Origin of the sequence: Streptomyces hygroscopicus (assembly GCF_026168105.1) — a bacterium.
Taxonomy (GTDB): domain Bacteria; phylum Actinomycetota; class Actinomycetes; order Streptomycetales; family Streptomycetaceae; genus Streptomyces; species Streptomyces hygroscopicus_D.
Map to the genome: position 1 here is coordinate 110,244 of NZ_LBMW01000009.1, position 22,735 is coordinate 132,978.

20 protein-coding genes and 1 pseudogene are annotated in these 22,735 nt (G+C 71.1%); 15 read left to right on the forward strand and 6 right to left on the reverse strand.

All coding sequences use genetic code 11. From position 1 onward, the window contains the following. Positions 1-146 precede the first annotated feature (146 nt). The 11 genes from AAW14_RS12150 (at position 147) to AAW14_RS12200 (ending at position 11,633) form a co-directional block, all read left to right on the forward strand. Complete coding sequence (locus AAW14_RS12150) at positions 147-935, forward strand: aldose 1-epimerase (protein WP_265563010.1); 789 nt, start codon at positions 147-149, stop codon at positions 933-935. 10 nt (positions 936-945) lie between these two features. Continuing rightward, positions 946-1,494, forward strand: a complete 549-nt coding sequence (gene pyrE / locus AAW14_RS12155) for an orotate phosphoribosyltransferase (RefSeq protein WP_265563012.1) — start codon at positions 946-948, stop codon at positions 1,492-1,494. Between the two features lie 140 nt (positions 1,495-1,634). Further along, the gene (fbaA, locus tag AAW14_RS12160; RefSeq protein WP_265563014.1) at positions 1,635-2,666 is read left to right on the forward strand and encodes a class II fructose-bisphosphate aldolase; all 1,032 of its coding nucleotides are present in this window, start codon (positions 1,635-1,637) and stop codon (positions 2,664-2,666) included. Between the two features lie 93 nt (positions 2,667-2,759). Beyond that, positions 2,760-4,259: an MFS transporter gene (locus AAW14_RS12165; RefSeq protein ID WP_265563016.1), complete on the forward strand. Its 1,500-nt coding sequence runs from the start codon at positions 2,760-2,762 to the stop codon at positions 4,257-4,259. A gap of 115 nt (positions 4,260-4,374) precedes the next feature. Next, positions 4,375-4,788 carry a DUF3151 domain-containing protein gene (locus AAW14_RS12170; RefSeq protein WP_265563017.1) on the forward strand — a complete coding sequence of 138 codons (414 nt, stop codon included), beginning with the start codon at positions 4,375-4,377 and terminating at the stop codon, positions 4,786-4,788. Between the two features lie 147 nt (positions 4,789-4,935). Further along, positions 4,936-5,784, forward strand: a complete 849-nt coding sequence (locus AAW14_RS12175; protein WP_265563019.1) for a tryptophan 2,3-dioxygenase family protein — start codon at positions 4,936-4,938, stop codon at positions 5,782-5,784. Next, on the forward strand, positions 5,777-6,970 hold the full coding sequence (kynU, locus tag AAW14_RS12180) for a kynureninase (protein WP_265563021.1): 1,194 nt from the start codon (positions 5,777-5,779) through the stop codon (positions 6,968-6,970). The genes AAW14_RS12175 and kynU overlap by 8 nt, the downstream gene beginning before the upstream one ends. 233 nt (positions 6,971-7,203) lie before the next feature. After that, positions 7,204-8,175, forward strand: a complete 972-nt coding sequence (locus AAW14_RS12185) for an alpha/beta hydrolase family protein (RefSeq protein ID WP_265563023.1) — start codon at positions 7,204-7,206, stop codon at positions 8,173-8,175. Between the two features lie 148 nt (positions 8,176-8,323). Beyond that, complete coding sequence (locus AAW14_RS12190) at positions 8,324-9,670, forward strand: sensor histidine kinase (RefSeq protein ID WP_265563025.1); 1,347 nt, start codon at positions 8,324-8,326, stop codon at positions 9,668-9,670. Beyond that, on the forward strand, positions 9,667-10,341 hold the full coding sequence (locus tag AAW14_RS12195) for a response regulator (protein WP_265563027.1): 675 nt from the start codon (positions 9,667-9,669) through the stop codon (positions 10,339-10,341). Before AAW14_RS12190 ends, AAW14_RS12195 begins: the two co-directional genes overlap by 4 nt. A 71-nt stretch (positions 10,342-10,412) precedes the next feature. Then, complete coding sequence (locus AAW14_RS12200) at positions 10,413-11,633, forward strand: cytochrome P450 (RefSeq protein WP_265563029.1); 1,221 nt, start codon at positions 10,413-10,415, stop codon at positions 11,631-11,633. A gap of 185 nt (positions 11,634-11,818) precedes the next feature. On the opposite strand, the gene AAW14_RS12205 is transcribed toward AAW14_RS12200, so the two are convergent. Further along, positions 11,819-13,429 (reverse strand): ABC transporter permease, encoded by a 1,611-nt coding sequence (locus AAW14_RS12205; RefSeq protein ID WP_265563031.1) that lies wholly within the window; start codon positions 13,427-13,429, stop codon positions 11,819-11,821. Further along, complete coding sequence (locus tag AAW14_RS12210; protein WP_265563033.1) at positions 13,426-14,346, reverse strand: ABC transporter ATP-binding protein; 921 nt, start codon at positions 14,344-14,346, stop codon at positions 13,426-13,428. The genes AAW14_RS12205 and AAW14_RS12210 overlap by 4 nt, the downstream gene beginning before the upstream one ends. A 102-nt stretch (positions 14,347-14,448) precedes the next feature. On the opposite strand from AAW14_RS12210, the gene AAW14_RS12215 reads away from it, so the two are divergent. Next, on the forward strand, positions 14,449-14,943 hold the full coding sequence (locus AAW14_RS12215; RefSeq protein ID WP_265563035.1) for a GbsR/MarR family transcriptional regulator: 495 nt from the start codon (positions 14,449-14,451) through the stop codon (positions 14,941-14,943). Positions 14,944-14,983: 40 nt separating this feature from the next. Here AAW14_RS12215 and AAW14_RS12220 read toward each other — a convergent pair whose 3' ends face one another. Then, the gene (locus AAW14_RS12220) at positions 14,984-15,832 is read right to left on the reverse strand and encodes a diacylglycerol kinase family protein (RefSeq protein WP_265563037.1); all 849 of its coding nucleotides are present in this window, start codon (positions 15,830-15,832) and stop codon (positions 14,984-14,986) included. Positions 15,833-16,026: 194 nt separating this feature from the next. On the opposite strand from AAW14_RS12220, the gene AAW14_RS12225 reads away from it, so the two are divergent. Next, positions 16,027-17,310 carry an adenylosuccinate synthase gene (locus tag AAW14_RS12225; protein ID WP_265563041.1) on the forward strand — a complete coding sequence of 428 codons (1,284 nt, stop codon included), beginning with the start codon at positions 16,027-16,029 and terminating at the stop codon, positions 17,308-17,310. A 206-nt stretch (positions 17,311-17,516) separates the two neighbouring features. Further along, positions 17,517-19,331, forward strand: coding sequence for a bifunctional metallophosphatase/5'-nucleotidase (locus tag AAW14_RS12230; RefSeq protein WP_265563043.1), 1,815 nt, complete (start codon positions 17,517-17,519; stop codon positions 19,329-19,331). Between the two features lie 93 nt (positions 19,332-19,424). Here AAW14_RS12230 and AAW14_RS12235 read toward each other — a convergent pair whose 3' ends face one another. The 3 genes from AAW14_RS12235 to AAW14_RS12245 form a co-directional block, all read right to left on the reverse strand. Continuing rightward, the gene (locus tag AAW14_RS12235; RefSeq protein WP_265563045.1) at positions 19,425-20,075 is read right to left on the reverse strand and encodes a hypothetical protein; all 651 of its coding nucleotides are present in this window, start codon (positions 20,073-20,075) and stop codon (positions 19,425-19,427) included. 100 nt (positions 20,076-20,175) lie between these two features. Continuing rightward, positions 20,176-20,865: a GntR family transcriptional regulator gene (locus AAW14_RS12240; RefSeq protein WP_265563047.1), complete on the reverse strand. Its 690-nt coding sequence runs from the start codon at positions 20,863-20,865 to the stop codon at positions 20,176-20,178. Positions 20,866-20,997: 132 nt separating this feature from the next. Further along, entirely contained in the window at positions 20,998-22,353 is a 1,356-nt protein-coding gene (locus AAW14_RS12245) for an aspartate aminotransferase family protein (RefSeq protein WP_265563049.1), read from the reverse strand. A 91-nt stretch (positions 22,354-22,444) separates the two neighbouring features. Here AAW14_RS12245 and AAW14_RS12250 point away from each other — a divergent pair. Next, a pseudogene (locus AAW14_RS12250) lies at positions 22,445-22,732 on the forward strand (MarR family winged helix-turn-helix transcriptional regulator); the annotation flags it as partial. Between the last annotated feature and the right edge of the window lie 3 nt (positions 22,733-22,735).

The following is a 22,735-nucleotide window of genomic DNA, read 5'->3' on the forward strand; positions in this document are numbered from 1 at the left end:
CCCCCGCCGACCCGCGGCACCTCACCCGGCGCCGTCGTCCCGCCCCCACGGCTCGGCGTCGTCGTACGCCCTCTTGACCGGGGGAGCTACGCCCCTCTTGATCGGAGAAGCTACGCCCTCTTGATCGGGGAAGTAGGGTCGGCCTCGTGAGTAACGACGAGATCACGTTGGCCGCGGAAGACGCGGAAGTCGTGCTGGCGCCGGGCAACGGCGGGCGGGTGCGGAGCCTGCGCGTCGGCGGTAGGGAGCTGCTGCGTCAGGGCGAGCGGTTCGGGTGCTTCCCCATGGCCCCCTGGTGCGGACGGATCCGGGAAGGCAGCTTCCGAGACGGCGGCGCGGTGCACCAGATGCCCCTGAACGCGGCGCCGCACGCCATCCACGGCACCGTCCGGGACGGCGCCTGGCGCGTGGCCCGCGCCGACCCGTCCGAGGCCGCCCTCACCTACGACCTGGTCGCCCCCTGGCCCTACCCCGGCCGCGTCACCCAGCTCGCCACGCTCACCGAGGACTCCCTGACGCTGACCATGTCCGTGGAGACGTACGACTCCTCGTTCCCGGCCCAGATCGGCTGGCACCCGTGGTTCAACCGCACCCTGGACGGCGAGGACGTCCGCGTCGACTTCAGCCCGGCCTGGCAGGAGGAGCGCGGTGAGGACCACCTGCCCACAGGGCATCGCATCGACCCCAAGCCCGGCCCCTGGGACGACTGCTTCGGCATGCCCGGCGGCGTCGACGTCACCCTCACCTGGCCGGGGCGGCTGGAGCTGAAGGTCACCAGCCGCGAGGAGTGGGTGGTGGTGTACGACGAGCAGCCGGAGGCGGTGTGCGTGGAACCGCAGACCGGGCCGCCCAACGGGCTCAATACCCTTCCGCGCCTGGTCACGCCCATCGACCCGCTGGAGGCCACGACGACGTGGACCTGGCGTCGCCTCTAAGCTGACTGCCATGAGTGACGTACGCGGCGAGCTGCTGCAGCAGATCAAGGACAAGGCCGTGGTGCACGGCAAGGTGACCCTGTCGTCGGGCAAGGAAGCCGACTACTACATCGACCTTCGCCGCATCACCCTCGACGGCGTGGCCGCCCCGCTGGTCGGCCAGGTCATGCTCGATCTGACCGCCGACCTGGACTACGAGGCGGTCGGCGGCCTGACCCTGGGCGCCGACCCGGTGGCGACCGCGATGCTGCACGCCTCCGCGGCCCGCGGGAAGTCGCTCGACGCGTTCGTGGTCCGCAAGGCCGGCAAGGCCCACGGCCTGCAGCGCCGGATCGAGGGCGCCGAGGTGGCGGGCCGCCGGGTCCTGGCCGTCGAGGACACCTCGACCACGGGTGGTTCGGTGCTGACGGCCGTCGAGGCGCTGCGGGAGGCCGGTGCCGAGGTCGTCGCGGTCGCCACGATCGTGGACCGGGCGACGGGCGCCGCCGAGGCGATCGCCGAAAAGGCCGGGGTTCCCTACCTGTTCGCGTACTCGAAGGACGACCTGGGCCTGGACTGAGACACGGGGTTATCCACAGGCTGGACAGGGTGGGCGAAGCATCCGGTCACGTCTGGGAAGATGGGGCCGACGATGACGTCACTCCCTAGGTCAGGGCCGTAAACACGCAGAACGCACCCGCACATACAAGGAGCGGACAGATGCCCATCGCAACCCCCGAGGTCTACAACGAGATGCTCGACCGGGCGAAGGCAGGCAAGTTCGCCTACCCGGCCATCAACGTGACCTCCACCCAGACCCTGCACGCTGCGCTGCGCGGCTTCGCGGAGGCCGAGAGCGACGGCATCGTCCAGATCTCGACGGGTGGCGCGGAGTTCCTTGGCGGTCAGTACAAGAAGGACATGGTCTCCGGCGCCGTGGCCCTGGCGCAGTTCGCGCACGTCGTCGCCGAGAAGTACCCGGTCAACGTCGCCCTGCACACGGACCACTGCCCGAAGGACAAGCTCGACGGGTACGTCCGCCCGCTGCTCGCGATCTCCGAGGAGCGCGTGGCCCGCGGTGAGAACCCGCTGTTCCAGTCCCACATGTGGGACGGCTCCGCGGAGACCCTTGCCGACAACCTGAAGATCGCCCAGGAGCTGCTGGAGCGGGCCCGCGCCGCGAAGATCATCCTCGAGGTGGAGATCACCCCGACCGGCGGTGAGGAGGACGGCGTCTCGCACGAGATCAACGACTCCCTCTACACCACGGCCGAGGACGCGATCCGCACGGCGGAGGCGCTGGGCCTGGGCGAGAAGGGCCGCTACCTGCTGGCGGCGTCGTTCGGCAACGTGCACGGTGTGTACAAGCCGGGCAACGTCGTCCTGCGTCCGGAGCTGCTCAAGGAGCTGAACGAGGGCGTCGCCGCCAAGTTCGGTCTGCCGGCCGGCAGCAAGCCGTTCGACTTCGTCTTCCACGGCGGCTCCGGCTCCTCCAAGGAGGAGATCCTGACGGCGCTGGAGAACGGCGTGGTCAAGATGAACATCGACACCGACACGCAGTACGCCTTCACGCGTCCTGTCGCCGACCACATGTTCAGGAACTACGACGGCGTCCTGAAGGTCGACGGCGAGGTCGGTTCCAAGAAGGCCTACGACCCGCGCACCTGGGGCAAGCTTGCGGAGGCGTCGATGGCGCAGCGCGTCACCGAGGCCTGCGAGAACCTCCGCTCCACGGGTACGAAGATCAAGTAACTCCCCCCTGGTGGGCGGGGTGCCGGACGGTACCCCGCCTCCGGGTTCGTCGTACGTCTGGCTCGAGAACGGCCGACGCGGGATGATCCGAGCATGGCTGTCACCGCGCAGCAGCTTCCTTCCGTACGGATCGGCTCCCCGCGGGGCAAGTGGATCCTGCTGACGACCGTGCTCGGCTCCAGCATGGCCCTGCTGGACTCCACCGTCGTCAACGTCGCCCTTCCCCGTATCGGCCACGACCTCGACGCGAATCTCGCCGCCCTCCAGTGGACCGTGAACGCGTACCTGGTCACGCTCGCCGGGCTGATCCTTCTGGGCGGCGCCCTCGGTGACCACTTCGGCCGCCGCAAGGTCTTCGTCATCGGAGTCATCTGGTTCGCCTCCGCCTCCCTCCTGTGCGGTCTCGCCCCCAACCCGGTCGTCCTGATTGCCGCCCGCGCACTCCAGGGCATCGGCGGCGCCCTGCTGACCCCCGGCTCGCTCGCGCTCATCCAGGCCTCCTTCCACCCGGACGACCGCGCACGGGCGGTCGGCCTCTGGTCCGGCTTCGGCGGCATCGGCGCCGCCGTCGGCCCGTTCCTCGGCGGATGGCTGGTGGCCGGTCCCGGCTGGCGCTGGGTCTTTCTCCTCAATGTGCCGCTGGCCATGGTCTGCGCGCCCATCGCGATCAGGCACGTTCCGGAATCGGCGGACGACCGCACCCACGGCCGTTTCGACGTCCTGGGTGCCGCGCTCTGCGCCCTGTCCCTCGCCCTGGTGACGTACGCGCTCATCGAGGCCCCCAACGGCTCTCCGGCCGTGGCTCTCACGGCGGCCGCAGGCGTGGGCGCGGGCATCGCCTTCGGGTACGTCGAGAAGCACCGCACCGACCCGATGATGCCGCTCGACATCTTCGGTTCCCGCCAGTTCACGGCGGTCAACCTGGTGACCCTCTGCGTCTACGCGGCCTTCGGCGGCTTCTTCTTCCTCACCGCGCTCCAGCTCCAGGTGGTGGCGGGTTACTCGCCGCTCCGAGCCGGTACGGCACTGCTGCCCACGACCGTGCTGATGCTCCTCTTCTCGTCCCGCTCGGGCGCCCTCGCCGAGCGCATCGGCCCGCGCATCCCGCTCACCGTCGGCCCCCTGCTCTGCGCGGCCGCCATGCTGCTGATGCTGCGTGTCGGCAAGGGCGCCTCGTACCTCGTGGACGTCCTGCCCGCCCTGCTGGTCATGGGCGCGGGCATGGTCACCCTGGTCGCACCGCTGACCGCGACCGTGCTCGCCTCGGTGGACACCGGCCGGGCCGGCCTCGCCAGCGGGATCAACAACGCGGCGGCCCGCGCCGCCGGTCTGATAGCCGTGGCCGCGCTGCCGCTGCTCACCGGGATGGGCCCGGAGGCGTACCGCTCTGCGGACGCGTTCGACGCGGCCTTCGACCGCGCGATGCCGCTGTGCGCGGGCGTCCTGCTGGCCGGGGCCGTGCTGGCGTTCGCGACCGTGCGCCGCCCGCCCCCGGCGTGCCTCCACCCCGAATGCCGGAGGCACGGCTGTGTGACCACCCCGCCCCTGGAGCCCGACCAGGGGCGCCCGTCCGGCGCCGGCCGGGCCCGGTGAGCGTTGCGCTGTCGCCGTCGCCCCGGTGAAAGGGCCCGCTCTGCCGGATGCGGGGGTCCCGGCGGCGTCGTACGCAACCGCTACCGATCATGGGCCATGCCTCACACTGGGACCCATGAACGTTCACGAGAACCTTCTCGGGGGCCCGCCCCCGACCCATCTTCCCGACGACCCGGAGCCGCGTGAGCTCCTCGCGGGCGGCACGGCGCCCGCCGATGTCGCCGCCAAGCACCCCGTGTCCTCACTCGCCTGGGCCCAACTGGCCGACGACGCGTTCGAGCGGGGCTCGGTCGTCGAGTCGTACGCCTACGCCCGTACGGGCTACCACCGCGGTCTGGACGCCCTGCGCCGCAACGGCTGGAAGGGCCACGGTCCCATTCCGTGGGAGCACGAGCCGAACCGCGGCTTCCTGCGCGCCCTGCACGCCCTCGCGCGCGCCGCGCAGGGGATCGGCGAGCAGGAGGAGTACGAGCGCTGCTCGCAGTTCCTGAAGGACTCCTCGCCGACCGCGGCCCAGACGCTGCGCTAGTCCCGGAGAGTGTTCAAGGCCCGCCTGTGACCAGGCGGGCCTTGCGGTGCTCGGGGTCTTTGCGCAGGATGCGGGTGGGGACCGGGGCCCCCGTGCCGGAATCGGCAGGGGCGGACCGCTACCCGGAGCACACAACAGGAGACAGCGATGTCCCACCCGGCTCATCAGTCCGAGGAGACTCAGGAGCCCGAGACCCCGCATCTCGACTTCCAGGGCACGACGCCGTACGAGGACTACGTCAAGGCGGACGTGCTCACCCACCTCCAGCACACCCTCTCCGACGATCCCGGAGAGATGGTCTTCCTGGTCACGACCCAGGTGATGGAGCTGTGGTTCACGGTGATCGTCCACGAATGGGAGACCGCGGCGCGCGCCCTGCGCGAGGACCGGGTGCCGGTCGCGATCGACGCGCTGAAGCGGTCCGTGCGGGAGCTGGACGCACTGAACGCGTCCTGGCGCCCCCTCGCACAGCTGACGCCCACCCAGTTCAACTCCTACCGCGCCGCCCTCGGTGAGGGTTCCGGCTTCCAGTCGGCGATGTACCGCCGCATGGAGTTCCTGCTCGGTGAGAAGTCCGCGTCCATGCTGGTCCCGCACCGGGGCGCGCCGCGCGTCCACGCCGAGCTGGAGAAGGCGCTGCACGAGCCGAGCCTGTACGACGAGGTGCTGCGGCTGCTCGCACGCCGCGGGCACGCGGTCCCGGAGGCCGTACTGCGGCGTGACGTCTCCCGCCGGTACGAGCCGTCGCAGGAGGTCGAGGCCGTGTGGACCGACCTCTACTCCGGGGACCCGGCGGACGAACTCGCCCGCCTGGGCGAGGCGTTGACCGATGTGGCGGAACTGGTGTGGCGCTGGCGCAACGACCACCTGCTGGCCACCCGGCGCGCGATGGGTGCCAAGCCCGGCACGGGCGGTTCCGCCGGAGTGGCCTGGCTGGAGAAGCGGGCCCAGAAGAACGTGTTCCCCGAGCTGTGGACGGCGCGGTCCCATGTCTGAAACGAGCAGCAGGGCAAGGGAACTGGACGCGGCCGACGAACTGGCCGCGGTGCGCGCGAAGTTCGTGCTCGACAGCGTCGTCTACCTGGACGGGAACTCGCTGGGTGCGCTTCCGGCGGCCGTGCCGGGCCGGATGGAGGACGTCGTCCGCAGACAGTGGGGATCGCTGCGGATCCGCTCCTGGGAGGAGAGCGGCTGGTGGACGGCGCCGGAGCGGATCGGCGACCGGATCGCCCCGCTGGTCGGGGCGGCGCCCGGGCAGATCGTGGTCGGCGACTCGACCAGCGTCAACGTCTTCAAGGCGCTGGTGGCCGCCGTGCGGCTGGCCGCCGAGGGCGGGCCGGGCCGGGACGAGATCCTGGTCGACGCGACGACGTTCCCGACGGACGGGTACATCGCCGGGTCGGCGGCCCGGATGACGGGGTGCACGCTGCGCCCGGTGACCCCGGCGGAGGTGCCCGGGGTCCTGACCGGCCGTACGGCGGCGGTGCTGCTGAACCATGTCGACTACCGCACGGGCCGGCTGCACGACCTGCCCGGTCTGACGGCCGCGGTGCACGCGGCGGGCGCGGTGGCGGTCTGGGACCTGTGCCACAGCGCGGGCGCGCTGCCCGTCGGCCTGGACGAACACGGGGTCGACCTGGCCGTCGGCTGCACCTACAAGTATCTGAACGGTGGCCCGGGCGCACCGGCGTACCTGTATGTGCGGCGTGACCTGCAGGACCGCTTCGACTCCCCGCTGCCGGGCTGGAACTCGCACGCGGAACCCTTCGGGATGCGGACGGAGTACACACCGGCCACGGGCGCGCCGCGCGGCCGTGTCGGCACCCCGGACATCCTGTCCATGCTCGCCCTGGAGGCGGCGCTGGAGGTGTGGGACGGCATCTCGATCGACGCGGTGCGCGCCAAGTCCCTGGCGCTCACGGACTTCTTCCTGGAGTGCGTGGCCGCCCATGTCCCCGAGGGCGCGGTCGAGTCGCTGTCGCCCAAGGCGCACGCGGAGCGGGGCAGCCAGGTGGCGCTGCGGTGCCCTGACGCCGGTGACGTGATGAAGCGGCTGATCGAGAACGGCGTGGTCGGCGACTTCCGGCCGCCGGACGTGCTGCGCTTCGGGTTCACCCCGCTCTACGTGGGCTTCGCGGACGTGGAACGGGCGGCGCGGGTGCTGGCGGAGACGCTGGCCTGACCGCCGCCGCGGCCAGGCGGTTCCCGGACGGCGACGGGCACGGCGGTGTTCACCGCCGTGCCCGTCGCCGGGGACTGCCGCGGTGGCTCCGGCGACGGGCACTGTTCGTGCCTCACCGAGCGTGACAATCCCGCGCGGCGGTCTGTCACCCGCCTGATACCGTCCCCGCCAACGGCCGATCTCCCTTCCGGCCATCGCGCACGCATCCCGTTTCGCCGCTGAGAGGTTGGAGCATGCCGGACGACGCCGCCCCCCGCGATGCCGCAGAGCCGGACGGCGCGCCCGCCCGCGAGGCCGCGGCGCGAGACGCCGAGGAAGAGGCGTCCGCCTTCTCGCATCCGCCGGTGGAGCCCGACGCAACCGCCGTGTACGGCGACCACCCGGACCAGGTGATCGACTTCTACGCCCCCCGGGAGACGGAACCGGACGGCGCGGTGGCGGGAGCGGCGGGTTCGGCTCCCCTTGTCGTCGTCCTGCACGGCGGCGCCTGGCGGGCCCCGTACGACCGCCGGCACGTCACCCCGTTCGCGGACTTCCTGGCCCGCCGGGGCTTCGCCGTGGCCAATGTCGAGTACCGCAGGGGGGCGCTCATCCCGTCCCAGGCCGAAGGGCCCGCGGGCGCGGCGGGCGGTACGGGACCGGTGGCGGGTCGCTGGCCGGACACGTTCGACGACGTCGCCGCCGCGATGGACGCGCTTGCGGCGCTCGTACGGGAGGTGCTGCCGGTGGCCGATCCGCGCCGCACGGTGATCACCGGGCACTCGGCGGGCGGCCACCTCGCGCTGTGGGCGGCGGCCCGCCATGTCCTGCCGCCGGACTCCCCGTGGCGCACGGACCGTCCGGCTCCGCTGCGCGGGGTCGTGGCGCTCGCCCCGATCGCGGACTTCCACGTCGCCGAGAAGCTGGAGGTGTGCGGCAACGCGGTGGTCCAGTTCCTGGGCGGGAAGGCGCCGTTCGCGGAGCGCCGGCCGCACGCGGACCCTGCGCTGCTGCTGCCCACCGGTATCGCCACGACCCTCGTCCAGGGCCGCAGGGACATCGTGGTCCCGCAGGCGGTCGCCGAGTCGTACGCGGAGGCGGCGGGCAGGGCGGGCGAGGTCGTCGGCCTCACGCTGCTCGAGGACGTCGGCCACTTCCCCCTGATCGACCCGGCGGCCGACGCGTGCGCCGTGGTGGCGGAGGAGATCGCGCAGCTGGCCTGGTAGCGCCATAAGGCCGGAGGAACCGGGAGTTGAGACGATCGCTCCCGGCCGTCGGAACCGTTCGCTCCTCCCGTAGTACTTGAGGCGGACGCCCGAGGACCCCTCTCGCTGAGGACGACGACGCCCCCTTCCCGGCCCTACCTTTCTCCACGTGACCGAGACGACGCAGACGCACACGACACCGGACGGCTCGTACAGCCCGTACACGCCGCGCAGCCCCGAGTACCGGCTGGCCGTGGGTGCCCTGCGCGGGCTGCGGCAGGACCTGTTCCGCGATGCCTTCGACTACCGTCCGATGCCCCGCATGAGCGTCGACGGACCCCTGACCGGGCGGCTGTCCGGCCGGATGCGGGGGTATGCGGCCTGGACGCCGCACGCCGTGGTCGCGGGGGCCGGTCTGCTGGCGATGCTGGTCGCCTGGGCGAGCGGCGACGGCAGCCTGCGGGCCGCGCCCTGCGCCCTGCTGGCCCTGGTTCCGGTGCTGATGACGATGGCTCGCCCGGCCGGGGCCTTCTGGCTGTCCCTCGCGGCGACCGCGCTCTCGACGGTCGTGGGCTCCTCGTGGGGCAACTGGCCGTGGCTGCCCGGCAGTTTCATCTCCCACCTGGCCGTGCTGACCGTCGTGGCGATACGTACCCGCCCGCGCACGGCGGCCTGGATGTGGGTGCTCACCGCGGCCTACGCCTTCTCCGCCGAGAGCGTCTTCGGCTGGAGCCACTTCGAAACCGACACCCAGCCGATGCTGGTCGTCTCCGCCCTAGCCCTCCTGGTCGTCACCGTCCGGCACGTTCACCGCACGGCCGAGAAGGAGGTGAGCGCCCAGCAGACGGAGACCGCGCAGGAGCGCTCCCGGCGCACCCTCCTCGAGGAGCGCACGACGATCGCGCGCGAGCTGCACGACGTGGTCGCCCACCACATGTCGGTGGTCGCCATCCAGGCGGAGGCCGCACCCTACCGCGTGGAGAACCCGCCGCCCGAGCTGGAGAAGGCCTTCGCCACCATCCGGGAGAACGCGGTGGCGGCCCTGACCGAACTGCGCCGTGTCCTCGGCGTCGTACGGGCGGAGGACTACGAGGCCCCGGACGCGCCGCAGCCCACCCTGGCCGACCTGGACGCCCTGCTGGCGAACGTGCGGAACGCGGGCGTGAGCGTGGAGAAGGTGGTCACGGGCGCGGTGCGGGAACTGCCGGGCGGCGTCGAGCTGTCCGCGTACCGCATGGTCCAGGAAGCCCTCAGCAACACCCTGAGGCACGCACCCGGCGCCACCGCCCGCGTGGAGATCGGGCATGTGCTCGGCGGACTGGGCCTGCGCGTGGTCAACGGCCCGGCGCCGCGGCCCACCTCGGCGCGGTCGACGCACGGCGCCGGGCACGGCATCACGGGCATGCGAGAGCGGGTCTCGATGCTGGGCGGGGAGATGACGGCGGGCGAGACGGACGACGGAGGGTATGAGGTGACGGTGTTCCTGCCGGTGACCAGTGCGGAGGCTCCCGCGTGACGAGTGGCACCATCCGCGTGGTGATCGCGGACGACCAGATGATGGTCCGCGAGGGCTTCTCGGTGCTCCTCGGGGCGATGCCGGACATCGAGGTCGTCGGAGAGGCGGTCAACGGGAGGGAGGCGGTCGAGCGGGTCCGTGAGCTCTCGCCGGACGTCGTGCTGATGGACATCCGTATGCCGGAGCTGAACGGCATCGACGCGACCCGCGAGATCGTCGCCGCGAACGGAGCGGCGAAGGTGCTGGTGCTCACCACCTTCGACCTCGACGAGTATGTGTACCAGGCGCTGCGGGCCGGGGCCTCCGGGTTCCTGCTCAAGGACGCGTCCGCCCGTCAACTCGCCGAAGGCGTCCGGGTGGTGGCGGCCGGAGAGGCACTGCTGGCTCCCTCGGTGACCAAGCGGCTGATCTCGGAGTTCGCGAAACTGTCCGGGGAGGCGCGCTTCGCCTCCGCAGTGCACGCGGTCCCCGGCGAGCTGACCGAGCGGGAGACGGAGGTCCTGGTCCTCATCGCGCAGGGTCTGTCGAACGCGGAGATGGCCGAGCGGCTGGTGGTCGCCGAGTCCACGATCAAGACCCATGTGAGCCGGATCCTGGTGAAGCTGGGGCTGCGGGACCGGACACAGGCGGCGGTGTTCGCTTACGAGACGAGGCTCGTGACACCTGGCTGACCGGCCGGGGGATGCGTCGGCCGGTGGGACGGATCTGGTCAGGCGGGGGGCGTCCGGGCTAGCGTCCGGGCATGGCAGCCCGATCCGACCTCGCGTTCGACCCCTGGGACGCGGCGTTCCTCGCCGACCCGTACCCGGCCTACGCCGAGCTGCGCGCGCTGGGGCGCGTGCACTACTACGAGCCCACCGATCAGTGGCTGGTCCCCCACCACGCGGACGTGTCGGCACTGCTGCGGGACAGGCGCCTGGGCCGGGCGTACCAGCACCGTTTCACGCACGAGGACTTCGGCCGGACGGCGCCGCCGCCCGAGCACGAGCCGTTCCACACGCTCAACGACCACGGCATGCTGGACCTGGAGCCGCCGGACCACACCCGTATCCGGCGGCTGGTGTCGAAGGCCTTCACGCCGCGGACGGTCGAGCGGCTGAAGCCCTATGTGCGGACGCTGGCCGGCGACCTGGTGTCCGGCCTGGTGGAGGCGGGTGGCGGCGACCTGCTGACGGACGTCGCGGAGCCGCTGCCGGTCGCGGTGATCGCCGAGATGCTGGGCATCCCGGAGGCCGACCGTGCGCAGCTGCGCCCCTGGTCGGCGGACATCTGCGGGATGTACGAGCTGAACCCCTCCCAGGAGACGGCGCGGAAGGCGGTGCGGGCGTCGGTCGAGTTCTCCGCGTATCTGCGGGAGCTGATCGAACAGCGCCGCAGGGAGCCGGGGGAGGATCTGGTCTCGGGACTGATCGCGGCGTACGACGAGGGCGACCGGCTCACCGAGCAGGAGATGATCTCGACCTGCGTGCTGCTCCTGAATGCGGGCCACGAGGCGACCGTGAACGCGACGGTGAACGGCTGGTGGGCACTGTTCCGCCACCCCGACCAGCTGGCGGCGCTGCGCGCGGACCACTCGCTCGTCCCGTCCGCCGTGGAGGAGCTGATGCGGTACGACACCCCGCTGCAGCTCTTCGAGCGATGGGTGCTGGACGACATCGAGATCGACGGGACGGTGGTCCCGCGGGGCGCGGAGATCGCGATGCTGTTCGGCTCGGCGAACCACGACCCGGCGGTCTTCGCGGCTCCGGAGGAACTGGACCTGACCCGGGGCGACAACCCGCACATCTCCTTCAGCGCGGGCATCCACTACTGCATCGGCGCGCCCTTGGCCCGTATCGAGCTCGCCTCTTCGATGACGGCCCTGCTGGAGAAGGCCCCGACGCTGCGGCTTGCGGCGGAGCCGGAACGGAAGCCGAACTTCGTGATCCGGGGCCTGGAGGGGCTTGCCGTGGAGATGGGCTGATCACCCGTGCGGATGATCACGGTGTGATCCGGGACGATGCTCGTCGCCGGCTCGGCAAGCCGGTGCGTGCCTGCGAGGCAGGCACCATGACGGTTACGGCAGAGCGCGCGTTGTCCCAGATGCCGGTCCGGTCGGCATCGACCTCGACACCGAGGAACTGAAGCGCTGGGCCGACTGAGGCGTCCTCAGCCGGTCATGTCCCGCCTCCGCAACCCCGCCAGCCCCCCGGCCACCAGCACCACCGCGATCCCGGTGAGCGTCAGCACCGGCGCCCACGCCATCTGCCCGCCCGGCAGCTTCGGCAGGTGACCGAACGGAGACGCGTCCAGCACCGCCCGAGGAAGGTTCAAGGCGGGCCCCACCCACCCGATCAGCAGCGCCGCTCCCGCCACGCCCCACGCCAGCACCGCGCCTCGCGGCAGCACCCCGTACAGCAGGACCGCCAGGCCGCCGATCATCCACACCGCGGGCAGTTGCACCAGACAGGCGCCCAGGATCGGCCCGGTCTCCCTGCCGTATCCCGCCGCGAAGCCGAGTCCCGCCAGGAGCATGATCAGCGCGGCGCCGCCGAAGGCGATCAGCAGGTGGCCGGCGGCCCAGCGCAGCCGCCCCACCGCGTTCGCCAGCACAGTCTCAGCCCGCGCGGAGGTCTCCTCGCCGTGCAGCCGCAGGACGGACGCGACGATCTGGAGGGCGGCGACCATGCCCATGACGCCGACCATCGCGGCGAGGAACGCGTCCGTCAGCCCGGAGTGGCCACCCATGCGCTGGAAGATCTCGCGGGCCTTCGCGTTGCTGCCGACCAGGTCCGCCGCTCCGTTCGTCATCCCGCCGTAGACGACCCCGGCGACGAAGAAGCCGAGGCTCCAGCCGAGCACACTGCCGCGCTGCAGCCGCCAGGCCAGGGCGCCCGCCGAGCCCAGACGGCCGGTGGCGGGGCCCGGACGGGTGGGCAGGAAGCTCATGCCGACGTCGCGGCGTCCGGCGAGTGCGTACGCCACCGCGCCCTGCAGAAGCGCCGCAGCCGCGAACAGCAGCAGCACCCACCAGCGTTCGCCCGCGTAGGGGCGCTCGTTCTCCAGCCAGCCCAGCGGGGAGAGCCGGGTCAGCAAGGACGAGCCGCCGTTCGTCCCCGCGTCGCCCGCCGCGCGCAGGACGAAGGCGGCGCCCAGCACCGCGGACGTCAGCCCCCGGGCCAGCCGCGCACTCTCTGTCAGCTGGGCGGCGATCGCCGCCATCGTGGCGAACACCATCCCGACCCCGGCGATCCCCAGCCCCAGTGCCAGCGCCCCCGTGGCGCCCTGCCCGGCCAGCCCGGCCGTGATCACCAGCGCCAGCGCCGCGTTCGCGACCCCCGCCGTGAGCAGCGCCGCCGTCAGCGGGGCGCGCCGCCCCACCATGGCGGAGGAGATCAGTTCCTGCCGTCCGCTCTCCTCCTCGTCACGGGTGTGCCGCACGACGACGAGCAGGCTCATGACCGCGGCGAGCAGTCCGGCATAGACGCCCACGCGCCAGGCGGTGAGCGCGCCGAGGGACTGGCCGAAGACCGGTCCGACCATGGCGCGCAGTGAGGTGTTGGTGGCCAACTGATCGGCCAGATCCGCACGTTGGGCCGGGGTGCCGTACAGGCTCCTGAGCGTCCGCGGCATGGAGAGCACCACCAGGGCGTTGACCGCGACCCAGACCGGGACCAGGATCCGGTCGCGGCGCAGCGCGAACCTCAACAGCGTTCCCGTACCGGCCAGTTGGCGCGCGCGTGGGGCCCGTACCGCGAAGGCCGACGCGACGGCGGTCACCGGGCCGCCTCCGTACCCCGGGCATCGCCCTGGAGATCGTCCTGGTAGTGCCGCAGGAACAGCTCCTCCAGCGTCGGCGGAGTCGAGGTCAGCGACCGCACCCCCGACTCGCTCAGCGACCGCAGCACCGCGTCCAGCTTGTCGGTGTCGACCTGGAACCTGACCCGCCTGCCCCGTATGTCGAGCCCGTGGACGCCGGGCAGGTGCGCCAGTCCGTTGGGCGGGCCCGCGAGTTCGGCGGTGACGCTCGTACGGGTCAGATGGCGCAGGTCGGCGAGCGAGCCGCTCTCGACCGTGCGGCCCTTGCGGATGATGCTCACCCGGTCGCAGAGCTCCTCGACCTCGCTGAGGATGTGACTGGACAGCAGGACGGTCCGGCCGCGGTCGCGCTCCTCCTCGACGCATCGCTGGAAGATCTCCTCCATCAGCGGATCGAGGCCCGATGTCGGCTCGTCCAGGATCAGCAGGTCGACGTCCGAGGCGAACGCGGCGACGAGGGCGACCTTCTGACGGTTGCCCTTGGAGTACGTCCGCCCCTTCTTGGTCGGGTCCAGCTCGAACCGCTCGATCAGCTCCGTCCGGCGCCGCCGGTCGAGGCCTCCGCGCAGCCGGCCGTACAGGTCGATGACCTCGCCGCCGGAGAGGTTGCGCCACAGGGTGACATCGCCGGGGACGTACGCGACCCGGCGGTGGAGTTCCACCGCGTCCGTCCACGGGTCGCGGCCGAGCACCTGGGCGCCGCCCGAGTCGGCACGCAGCAGACCGAGGAGGACCCGGATGGTGGTGGACTTCCCCGCGCCGTTCGGACCCAGGAAGCCGTGGACCTCGCCGGTCTCGACGTCCAGGTCGAGGCCGTCCAGGGCGTGCGTTGCGCCGAAGGACTTGTGCAGTCCGGAGACGGTGATGGCCTTCGTCATACTTCGGAAGGTACGCTGTATTCAGAAATTTGTGAAGATAAGGAACCGTATAAATCCCGGATACACTCAAGGCGTCGCGCGACCAGGGGAGATGATCGGGAGATGGCAGAACCGGGTACGGGGCGGGACCCCGAAGCCGTCTCGAAGTTCGTGGAGAGCTTCGCGGCCCAACTCGTCGAGGCCGGGATGCAGCGCATGCCCGCCCGGGTGTTCGCGGCGCTGCTGTCCTCCGACTCCGGTTCGCTGACCTCCGCCGAGCTGGGTGACCAGCTGCAGGTCAGCCCGGCCGCCGTCTCCGGCGCGGTGCGCTATCTGGCGCAGCAGCACATGGTGTCGCGCGAGCGCGAACCCGGTTCGCGGCGCGAGCGGTACCGGGTGCACAGCAACCAGTGGTACGAGGCGCTGACCAACCGGGACGCGGTGATCAAGCGCTGGGAGATCGCGCTGCGCGAAGGCGTCGACAGTCTCGGCGCGGCGACCCCGGCGGGCCGCCGCCTGGCGGAGACGCTCGCCTTCTTCGAGTTCATCGACGGCGAGATCACCAGGATGATGCAGCGCTGGTGGGCCCACCGGGAGAAGCTGTACGGGGAGGGCTGAGCCAGGGAACGGCCGCGGCGCAGCTGCGGGCAGGAGCGTCTCAGCCAGGCAACGTCAGCCCCCAGGCCCCCTCCCGCACCACCCACGTCCGCGTCCGCACCGGCCCGCTCACCACGGAGTCCGCCCGGTACCGGAAATCGGCCCCGGACACCGTCACCCGCCGCCCCACCGCGTTCAGCGGCGCCGCCTCCGCCCCCACCGACACCGGCCGCACCTCGACCTCGGCCACCCCCGGATCCCCCGGCAGCACGGACACCCCCTCCACCGGCTGGTCCAGGTCCACCAGCGTCACCCCGTCGACCTCGACCCGCAGCCGGGACGGGCAGGGCGCCGGAGCGGGGACGGGCCGGGGCGGCCGCACCGCCAGCGTCCGTACCAGGGACTGGCGCATCCGCAGCCACGGCCGCACCGCCGAGGCGTCCTCGGGGACCGGTGCGGCGCCGCGCCCGGACGGAACGGGCGGCACGGACGGAATCCGCAGATCCCCGAGGACCACGCCGTCACTGTCGTCCACCAGCAGATCCAGCCGCCGCTCCACCCCGTCCAGCACCGCACGGGCCGCCGCGACCGCCCCCGTGGGCACCCCCAGGGAGCGGGCCAGCGCCAGCGCGGCCCCGACCGGCACCAGCGACAGGCGCGTCGTGCCCAGCTCCCGCCGCCGGTGCAGCAGCGTCACCGCGCGGAGCAGCGCCCGGTCGTCGCCCACGACCACCGGCCGCCGCGACCCTCTCCGGTCCAGTGCCCGGGCGAATTCCTCGGGGCCCTCCGGGAGGCACACCTTGATGGCAGTACCCGCGCTGAGCACGTCTTTCGCGATCCGTACCGACTCACCGTCGCTGTGACGGGCGACCGGGTCGATGACCACGAGGAGCTGGTCGGAAGTCGCCACCTCGGTCCTGCCTCGCTTCCTCGGGTAGCATCTTTGTGCAAGAGCCCCTTGCGCTATTGCGCCAGGGGCTTCGTCTATTCCGGGGCATCCGGTCCGACGGTTGCGGCCAATGACGGTCGCGGTGCACACGGCGGTGGACCCTCCGCGTACGCCCCTGACCTTGGACATGCCCCGCCCGGAAGGGGTGTACGCGCGTGCCCGCACTTGTGCTGCTCGGTGCTCAGTGGGGTGACGAAGGCAAGGGAAAGGCCACCGACCTGCTCGGTGGCTCCGTGGACTATGTGGTGCGCTACCAGGGCGGCAACAACGCCGGCCACACGGTGGTCGTAGGTGACCAGAAGTATGCGCTCCACCTCCTCCCTTCCGGAATTCTGTCGCCCGGATGTACGCCCGTCATCGGCAACGGCGTCGTGGTCGACCCGTCGGTCCTGCTCTCCGAGCTGAGCGGTTTGAACCAGCGTGGTGTCGACACGTCCAAGCTGCTGATCAGCGGAAACGCGCACATCATCACGCCGTACAACGTCACGGTCGACAAGGTGACGGAACGCTTCCTCGGGAAGCGCAAGATCGGCACGACCGGACGAGGCATCGGTCCGACCTACGCCGACAAGATCAACCGCATCGGCATCCGGGTCCAGGACCTGTACGACGAGTCGATCCTCACCCAGAAGGTCGAGGCGGCCCTCGAGGTCAAGAACCAGATCCTCACCAAGCTGTACAACCGGCGCGCGATCGCCGTCGGCCAGGTGGTCGAGGAGCTGCTGGGCTACGCCGAGAAGATCGAGCCGTACGTCGCCGACACGGTCCTGATCCTCAACCAGGCGCTCGACGACGACAAGGTCGTCCTCTTCGAGGGCGGCCAGGGCACCCTGCTGGACATCGACCACGGCACGTATCCGTTCGTGACCTCGTCGAACCCGACCGCGGGCGGTGCCTGCACCGGCTCCGGCGTCGGGCCGACGAAGATCAGCCGCGTCATCGGCATCCTGAAGGCGTACACCACCCGCGTCGGCTCGGGCCCCTTCCCGACCGAGCTGTTCGACGAGGACGGCGAGGCGCTGCGCCGCATCGGTGGCGAGCGCGGTGTCACCACCGGCCGTGACCGCCGCTGCGGCTGGTTCGACGCGGTGATCGCCCGCTACGCGACCCGGGTCAACGGCCTGACCGACTTCTTCCTCACCAAGCTCGACGTCCTCACCGGCTGGGACGAGATCCCGGTCTGTGTCGCGTACGAGATCGACGGCAAGCGCGTCGAGGAACTCCCCTACTCCCAGACGGACTTCCACCACGCGAAGCCCATCTACGAGTACCTCCCGGGCTGGCACGAGGACATCACGAAGGCCAAGACCTTCGCGGACCTCCCCAAGAACGCCCAGAACTACGTCAAGGCCCTGGAGGAGATGTCGGGCGCCCCGATCTCGGCGATCGGCGTGGGCCCGGGCCGCGACGAGACGATCGAGATCAACTCCTTCCTGTAGTCCGCGGTTCAGCGTCCGGCGCGCCCCCGGTGAGGCTTCGGCCGAACCGGGGGCGTGGTCGTTCCATGGCCTATCCTTGACCTGTACATGGCCTCCAGGGGGTTTCGCGCGCAACTGGGGTGACGCAACCATCTACGCGTGTAGTGCCGCAATTACCCGCATGGCCCTACCAGTTGACCTCGCCACCCCAGTCCCAGGAGACCCGTATGCCCGTCAGCCCCATGAACCGCCGGGAGTTCATGCAGAAGTCGGCCGTCACCGGTGCGGCCGTCGCCGTCGCGGGGAGCGCGGCAGCCGCTCCCGCCGCGGCGGCCGAGCGGCCCGGGAATCGTCACCACCACCCCCGTACCTGGTCGTTCTCCATCCTGGGTACCACCGACCTGCACAGCCACGTCTTCGACTGGGACTACTACAAGGACGCCGCCTACAGCGACAAGGCGGGCAACTCCGTCGGTGTCGCGCGCGTCGCCACCCTCATCAAGCAGCAGCGGGAGGCCAAGGGCGAGGACCGGGTGCTGCTCGTCGACGCCGGCGACATCATCCAGGGGACCTCGCTCGCGTACTACTACGCCCGCGTCGACCCGATCACCGGCAAGGACGCCCCCAAGCACCCCATGGCCGTCGCCATGAACCACATGCGCTACGACGCCGCCGCCCTCGGCAACCACGAGTTCAACTACGGCATCGACGTGCTGCGGAAGTTCGAGAAGCAGTGTCACTTCCCGCTGCTCGGCGCCAATGCCCTCGACGCCAAGACCCTCCGGCCCGCCTTCCACCCGTACACGGTGAAGCGCATCTGTGTCCCCGGCGCCCCGGACATCAAGGTCGGCATCCTCGGGCTCACCAACCCGGGCATCGCCCTGTGGGACAAGGACAACGTCAGCGGGAAGATGGTCTTCCCGGGGCTCGTCGAGCAGGCGAAGAAGTACGTCCCGCGCCTGCGTGCCCTCGGCTGCGACGTGGTCTTCCTGACCGACCACTCGGGACTCGACGGCTCGTCCTCGTACGGCAATGAACTCCCGTACGTCGAGAACGCCTCCAACCTCGTCGCCGAGCAGGTTCCCGGCATCGACGCCATCCTCGTCGGCCACACCCACGTCGAGGTCTCCTCCTACACCGTCACCAACAAGGAGACCGGCAAGGACGTCGTCCTCTCCGAGCCGTACTGCTGGGGCATGCGCCTGACCGTCTTCGACTTCGAGCTCGAACTGCACCACGGCCAGTGGAAGGTGACCAGTACCAAGGCACAGACCCTCAACCCCAAGGACGTCGAGGAGGACCCGGAGATCACCCGGCTCCTCAAGGCCGACCACGACCTCGTCGTGAAGTACGTCAACACGCCCGTCGGTACCTGCACCGAGGACCTGTCGGCGGCCGACTCCTGCTGGAAGGACGTCCCGATCATGGACTTCATCCACCAGGTGCAGATGGCGAGCGTGGCCACCGGGCTCTCGTCCGCCGACGCCGCCCTCCCGCTCATCTCGGTCGCCGCGCCCTTCAGCCGCACCGCCGACATCCCCAAGGGCGCGGTGACGATCAGGGACATCGCCGGGCTCTACATCTACGACAACACCCTGTACGGCAAGAAGCTCACGGGCGCTCAGCTCAAGGACTACCTGGAGTACGCGGCGAAGTACTACCACCAGGTGCCGAGCGGCACGAAGGTCGACACCGCGACCCTGACGAACGCCAACAATTTCTGGGACTACATGTACGACACCGCCGCCGGTGTCGACTACGAGATCGACATCGCGCAGCCCGAGGGGTCGCGGATCAAGAACCTGACCTACAAGGGCGCGGCGGTCGCCCCCGACCAGGTCTTCGTCGTCGCCGTGAACAACTACCGGGCCAACGGCGGCAGCGGCTACCCGCACATCGCCGCCGCCGGCATCGCGTACAGCTCCACCAACGAGATCCGCCAGCTGATGATCGACTACGTGACGTCGAAGGGCACCCTGAACCCGGCGGACTTCGCGGTCACCAACTGGAAGCTGACGCAGGACGGGACGCCCGTGTTCTAGGGACCACCGGTCGCGGTCTCCCACTCGGGCGCGCAGCCACGGCAGCCGAGTGGGAGGCCGAGGCGGGACAGGGGTGAGGTGGCGGCGTCGGCCTCAGCTGAAGACGATCATCGATCCCTGGGCGAGGCTCCGCGTCGCCGCCGCGTGCAGGCCCAGCCACACATGCCGTTCACGGGCGAAGGGGCTCGGGTCGTACGGGGCGGGGAGCGCCGGTTCCTCCAGCGCCGTGGGGGCGAGCGGGGGATCGGGGGCGATGGGCGGGTTCGCCGGGTCGATGCCGATCGACGCGGCCACGAACTCCAGCTCCCGCAGCAGGGCCTGGGACGAGCCCAACGGACCGCCTCCCGCGAGGAGTTCGTCGTTCGACAGCGGTTGCGGGAAGTCCACCGGGACATACGCGCCCGCGTGGTCGTAGTGCCACACCAGATGCGACTGCTGGGCCGTCGACTCGAACATCTCGAGCAACTGCTCGTAGTCGCCGCCCAACTCGTCCACCGGGGTCACCGCGAGACCGCACACCTGGAGCAGATAAGCGCGGCGCAGGAAGTGCAGCGCGTCGTAGTCGAAGCCCGCGACGGGCGCCACCTCACCGGTCAGCCCCGGCATGTACTTGTACACCGGCACCGGCTGCAGCCCGGCCTCGCCCAGCACCTTGTCGTAGAGGGCGAGTTCCTCGGCGAACGGGTTGTCGGGGGTGTGGCACAACACGTCGACGAGCGGGACCAGCCACAGGTCACAGGCCAACAGTAAGCTCCTCGGGTCATCGGTCCGGTGCAGGCAGCGTAGTGGGCGCCGGGGCGGAGCGCCGCAGCCGTGCAGGTCCCATACCCATAAGGGCGCGGCTTCAGGTGGCGGCCGGCCGTTCGAGCAGGGCGAGGGAATGCGCGTTGTACGCGGCGACGACGGCGCGTGCCGCGACCGGGTCGCGGCGGGCGAGGGCGTCGACCAGTTCGGTGTGCCCCGACCAGAGACGGCCCTTCAGGTCGGAGGCCCTGCGCAGGTGCTGCACCGCGCACACCCAGGACTGCACCCGCAGCCGGTGCAGGAAGCCGGCGAGATAGGGGTTGCCGTACAGGGCGCTCAGCTCGCGCCAGAAACGCAGGTCGTAGCCGATGAGTATGTTCAGGTCGCCCGCACCCGCGGCGCGCTGGGCCTCCTCGCCGCGGCGCCGCACGGCGGCGAGGGCGGCGGTCTGGCGGGCCACGTCCGCAGCGCTCGTCCCCGGGCCGTCGATGAGGCGGTGGAAGATCCCGTCGGTGACCAGGCTGCGGGCCTCGATCATGCCGCGGTAGTCGTCGAGGGAGTAGGCGTGGACCTCGAAGCCGCGGTGCTGGACGGCGTCCAGCAGGCCCTGGGCCGACAGGTCGACCAGGGCTTCGCGGACGGGGGTCGCGGAGACGCCGTACTGCTCGGCTATCTCCTTCACCGTGAACTCCTGCCCCGGCTGCAGCCTGCCGGCCAGCACCTCGTCGCGGAGCGCGTCCGCGATCTGCTGCCGCAGGGTGCTGCGGGTAACGGTGCCATTGCCGGGCATGGTGGTCGGGGTCCCCCTTCCGCGTACGGGTGTGTGTTCCTCTCGAGCACGTCACCATACGCGGTGGGGGTTCCGGAAGTGCTGCACACGTCAGAGGCCCGTGCGGGACGGTCCCTGTGCGCGTCGTACCGCTTACTCCGTGTACTCGTCCGCCGCCGAAAGTGCCGCGTCCAGGGCCGCGAGGCCCTCCTTCGCCTCGGCCTCGGTGATGGTGCAGGGCGGGACGACGTGCGTGCGGTTCATGTTGATGAAGGGCCACAGGCCGTTCGCCTTGGCCGCGGCGCCGAACGCGGCCATCGGCGCGTTCGCCTCACCGGCCGCGTTGTACGGCACCAGCGGCTCGCGGGTCTCGCGGTTCTTCACCAGCTCCAGGGCCCAGAACATGCCGACGCCGCGCACCTCGCCCACCGACGGGTGCCGCCGGGCCAGCTCGCGCAGGCCCGGCTCGATGACCTGCGCGCCGACGACCGCCGCGTTCGCGACGACGCCCTCCTCGGCCATCACGTTGATCGTGGCGACAGCCGCGGCGCAGGCGAGCGGGTGCCCGGAGTAGGTCAGACCGCCCGGGTAGGGCCGCTTCCCGAAGGTCTCGGCTATCTTCCCCGAGATGGCGACGCCGCCGAGCGGGACATAGCCGGAGTTCACGCCCTTGGCGAAGGTCATCAGGTCGGGGGTCACCTCGAAGAGGTCGGCCGCGAACCATTCGCCGGTGCGCCCGAACCCGGCCATCACCTCGTCGAGGACGAAGACGATCCCGTACTTGTCGCACAGCTCGCGGACGCCCGCGAGGTAGCCGCGCGGCGGGACCATGATCCCTGCGGTGCCGGGGATGGTCTCCAGGATGATCGCGGCGATCGTGCCCGGTCCCTCGAAGGCGATGGTCGTCTCCAGGTGCTCCAGCGCCCGCTCGCACTCCTGCTGCTCGGTCTCGGCGTAGAAGCGCGAGCGGTACAGGAACGGCGCCCAGAAGTGCACCACGCCCGCGGCGCCGCTGTCGGAGGCCCAGCGGCGCGGGTCGCCGGTGATGTTCACGGCCTGCTGGGTGCCGCCGTGGTAGGAGCGGTACGCGGACAGCACCTTGGGCCGCCCGGTGTGGATCCGCGCCATGCGCACGGCGTGCTCGACCGCGTCGGCGCCGCCGTTGGTGAAGAAGATCTTGTCGAGGTCCCCGGGGGTGCGCTCGGCGATCAGCCGCGCGGCCTCCGAACGCGACTCCACGGCGAAGGCGGGCGCGAACGTGGTCAGGGTGGCGGCCTGCTCCTGGATCGCGGCGACGACCTTCGGGTGCTGGTAGCCGATATTGGTGAAGACGAGCCCGCTGGTGAAGTCGAGGTAGCGGTGGCCGTCGTAGTCCCAGAAGTACGACCCCTCCGCACCGGCGACGGCAAGCGGGTCGATGAGCTCCTGCGCTGACCAGGAGTGGAAGACGTGCGCGCGGTCCGCGGCCTTGACGGCAGCGCCGGCCTGGGGGTCGGTCTGAGGGGTCATGCGCCCGAGCGTAGGTGTCCGGGATGCGGACGCGACATCGGCGTCCTGTCTGCGGTCGGGACGGGAACGCGACAGATTGTCGTGTGCGAACGCCCGCGTCATGGGCATCACAGGGCAGCGCCTGCGGCGCGTCGCGGATCTCCTGGTGGAGCGCGGGCTCGCCGAGTACCGGCCCGACCCCGCCCACCGGCGCGCCAGGCTTCTGGCCCCGGCCGAGGCAGGAGGCGCCGCCGTCGACCGCATCGCCCCTGGTCACGCGACCCTCGTCGACCGTCTCGCCGAGGCTCTCGGCGATGAGGGCCTCACCGAGACCGTGCGGGTGCTGGAGCGGCTGTCGGCGGCGCTGGACGAGGTTGCCCGGCCCGTTACGGAACCGTAGGTA

Coding starts and splice junctions, on each gene's coding strand:
- AAW14_RS12245 (WP_265563049.1), bottom strand. CDS start 22,353: ATGACCCCTCAGACCGACCCCCAGGCCGGCGCTGCCGTCAAGGCCGCG.
- AAW14_RS12165 (WP_265563016.1), top strand. CDS start 2,760: ATGGCTGTCACCGCGCAGCAGCTTCCTTCCGTACGGATCGGCTCCCCG.
- AAW14_RS12240 (WP_265563047.1), bottom strand. CDS start 20,865: ATGCCCGGCAATGGCACCGTTACCCGCAGCACCCTGCGGCAGCAGATC.
- AAW14_RS12200 (WP_265563029.1), top strand. CDS start 10,413: ATGGCAGCCCGATCCGACCTCGCGTTCGACCCCTGGGACGCGGCGTTC.
- pyrE (WP_265563012.1), top strand. CDS start 946: ATGAGTGACGTACGCGGCGAGCTGCTGCAGCAGATCAAGGACAAGGCC.
- AAW14_RS12175 (WP_265563019.1), top strand. CDS start 4,936: ATGTCCCACCCGGCTCATCAGTCCGAGGAGACTCAGGAGCCCGAGACC.
- kynU (WP_265563021.1), top strand. CDS start 5,777: ATGTCTGAAACGAGCAGCAGGGCAAGGGAACTGGACGCGGCCGACGAA.
- AAW14_RS12185 (WP_265563023.1), top strand. CDS start 7,204: ATGCCGGACGACGCCGCCCCCCGCGATGCCGCAGAGCCGGACGGCGCG.
- AAW14_RS12230 (WP_265563043.1), top strand. CDS start 17,517: ATGCCCGTCAGCCCCATGAACCGCCGGGAGTTCATGCAGAAGTCGGCC.
- AAW14_RS12210 (WP_265563033.1), bottom strand. CDS start 14,346: ATGACGAAGGCCATCACCGTCTCCGGACTGCACAAGTCCTTCGGCGCA.
- AAW14_RS12215 (WP_265563035.1), top strand. CDS start 14,449: ATGGCAGAACCGGGTACGGGGCGGGACCCCGAAGCCGTCTCGAAGTTC.
- AAW14_RS12170 (WP_265563017.1), top strand. CDS start 4,375: ATGAACGTTCACGAGAACCTTCTCGGGGGCCCGCCCCCGACCCATCTT.
- fbaA (WP_265563014.1), top strand. CDS start 1,635: ATGCCCATCGCAACCCCCGAGGTCTACAACGAGATGCTCGACCGGGCG.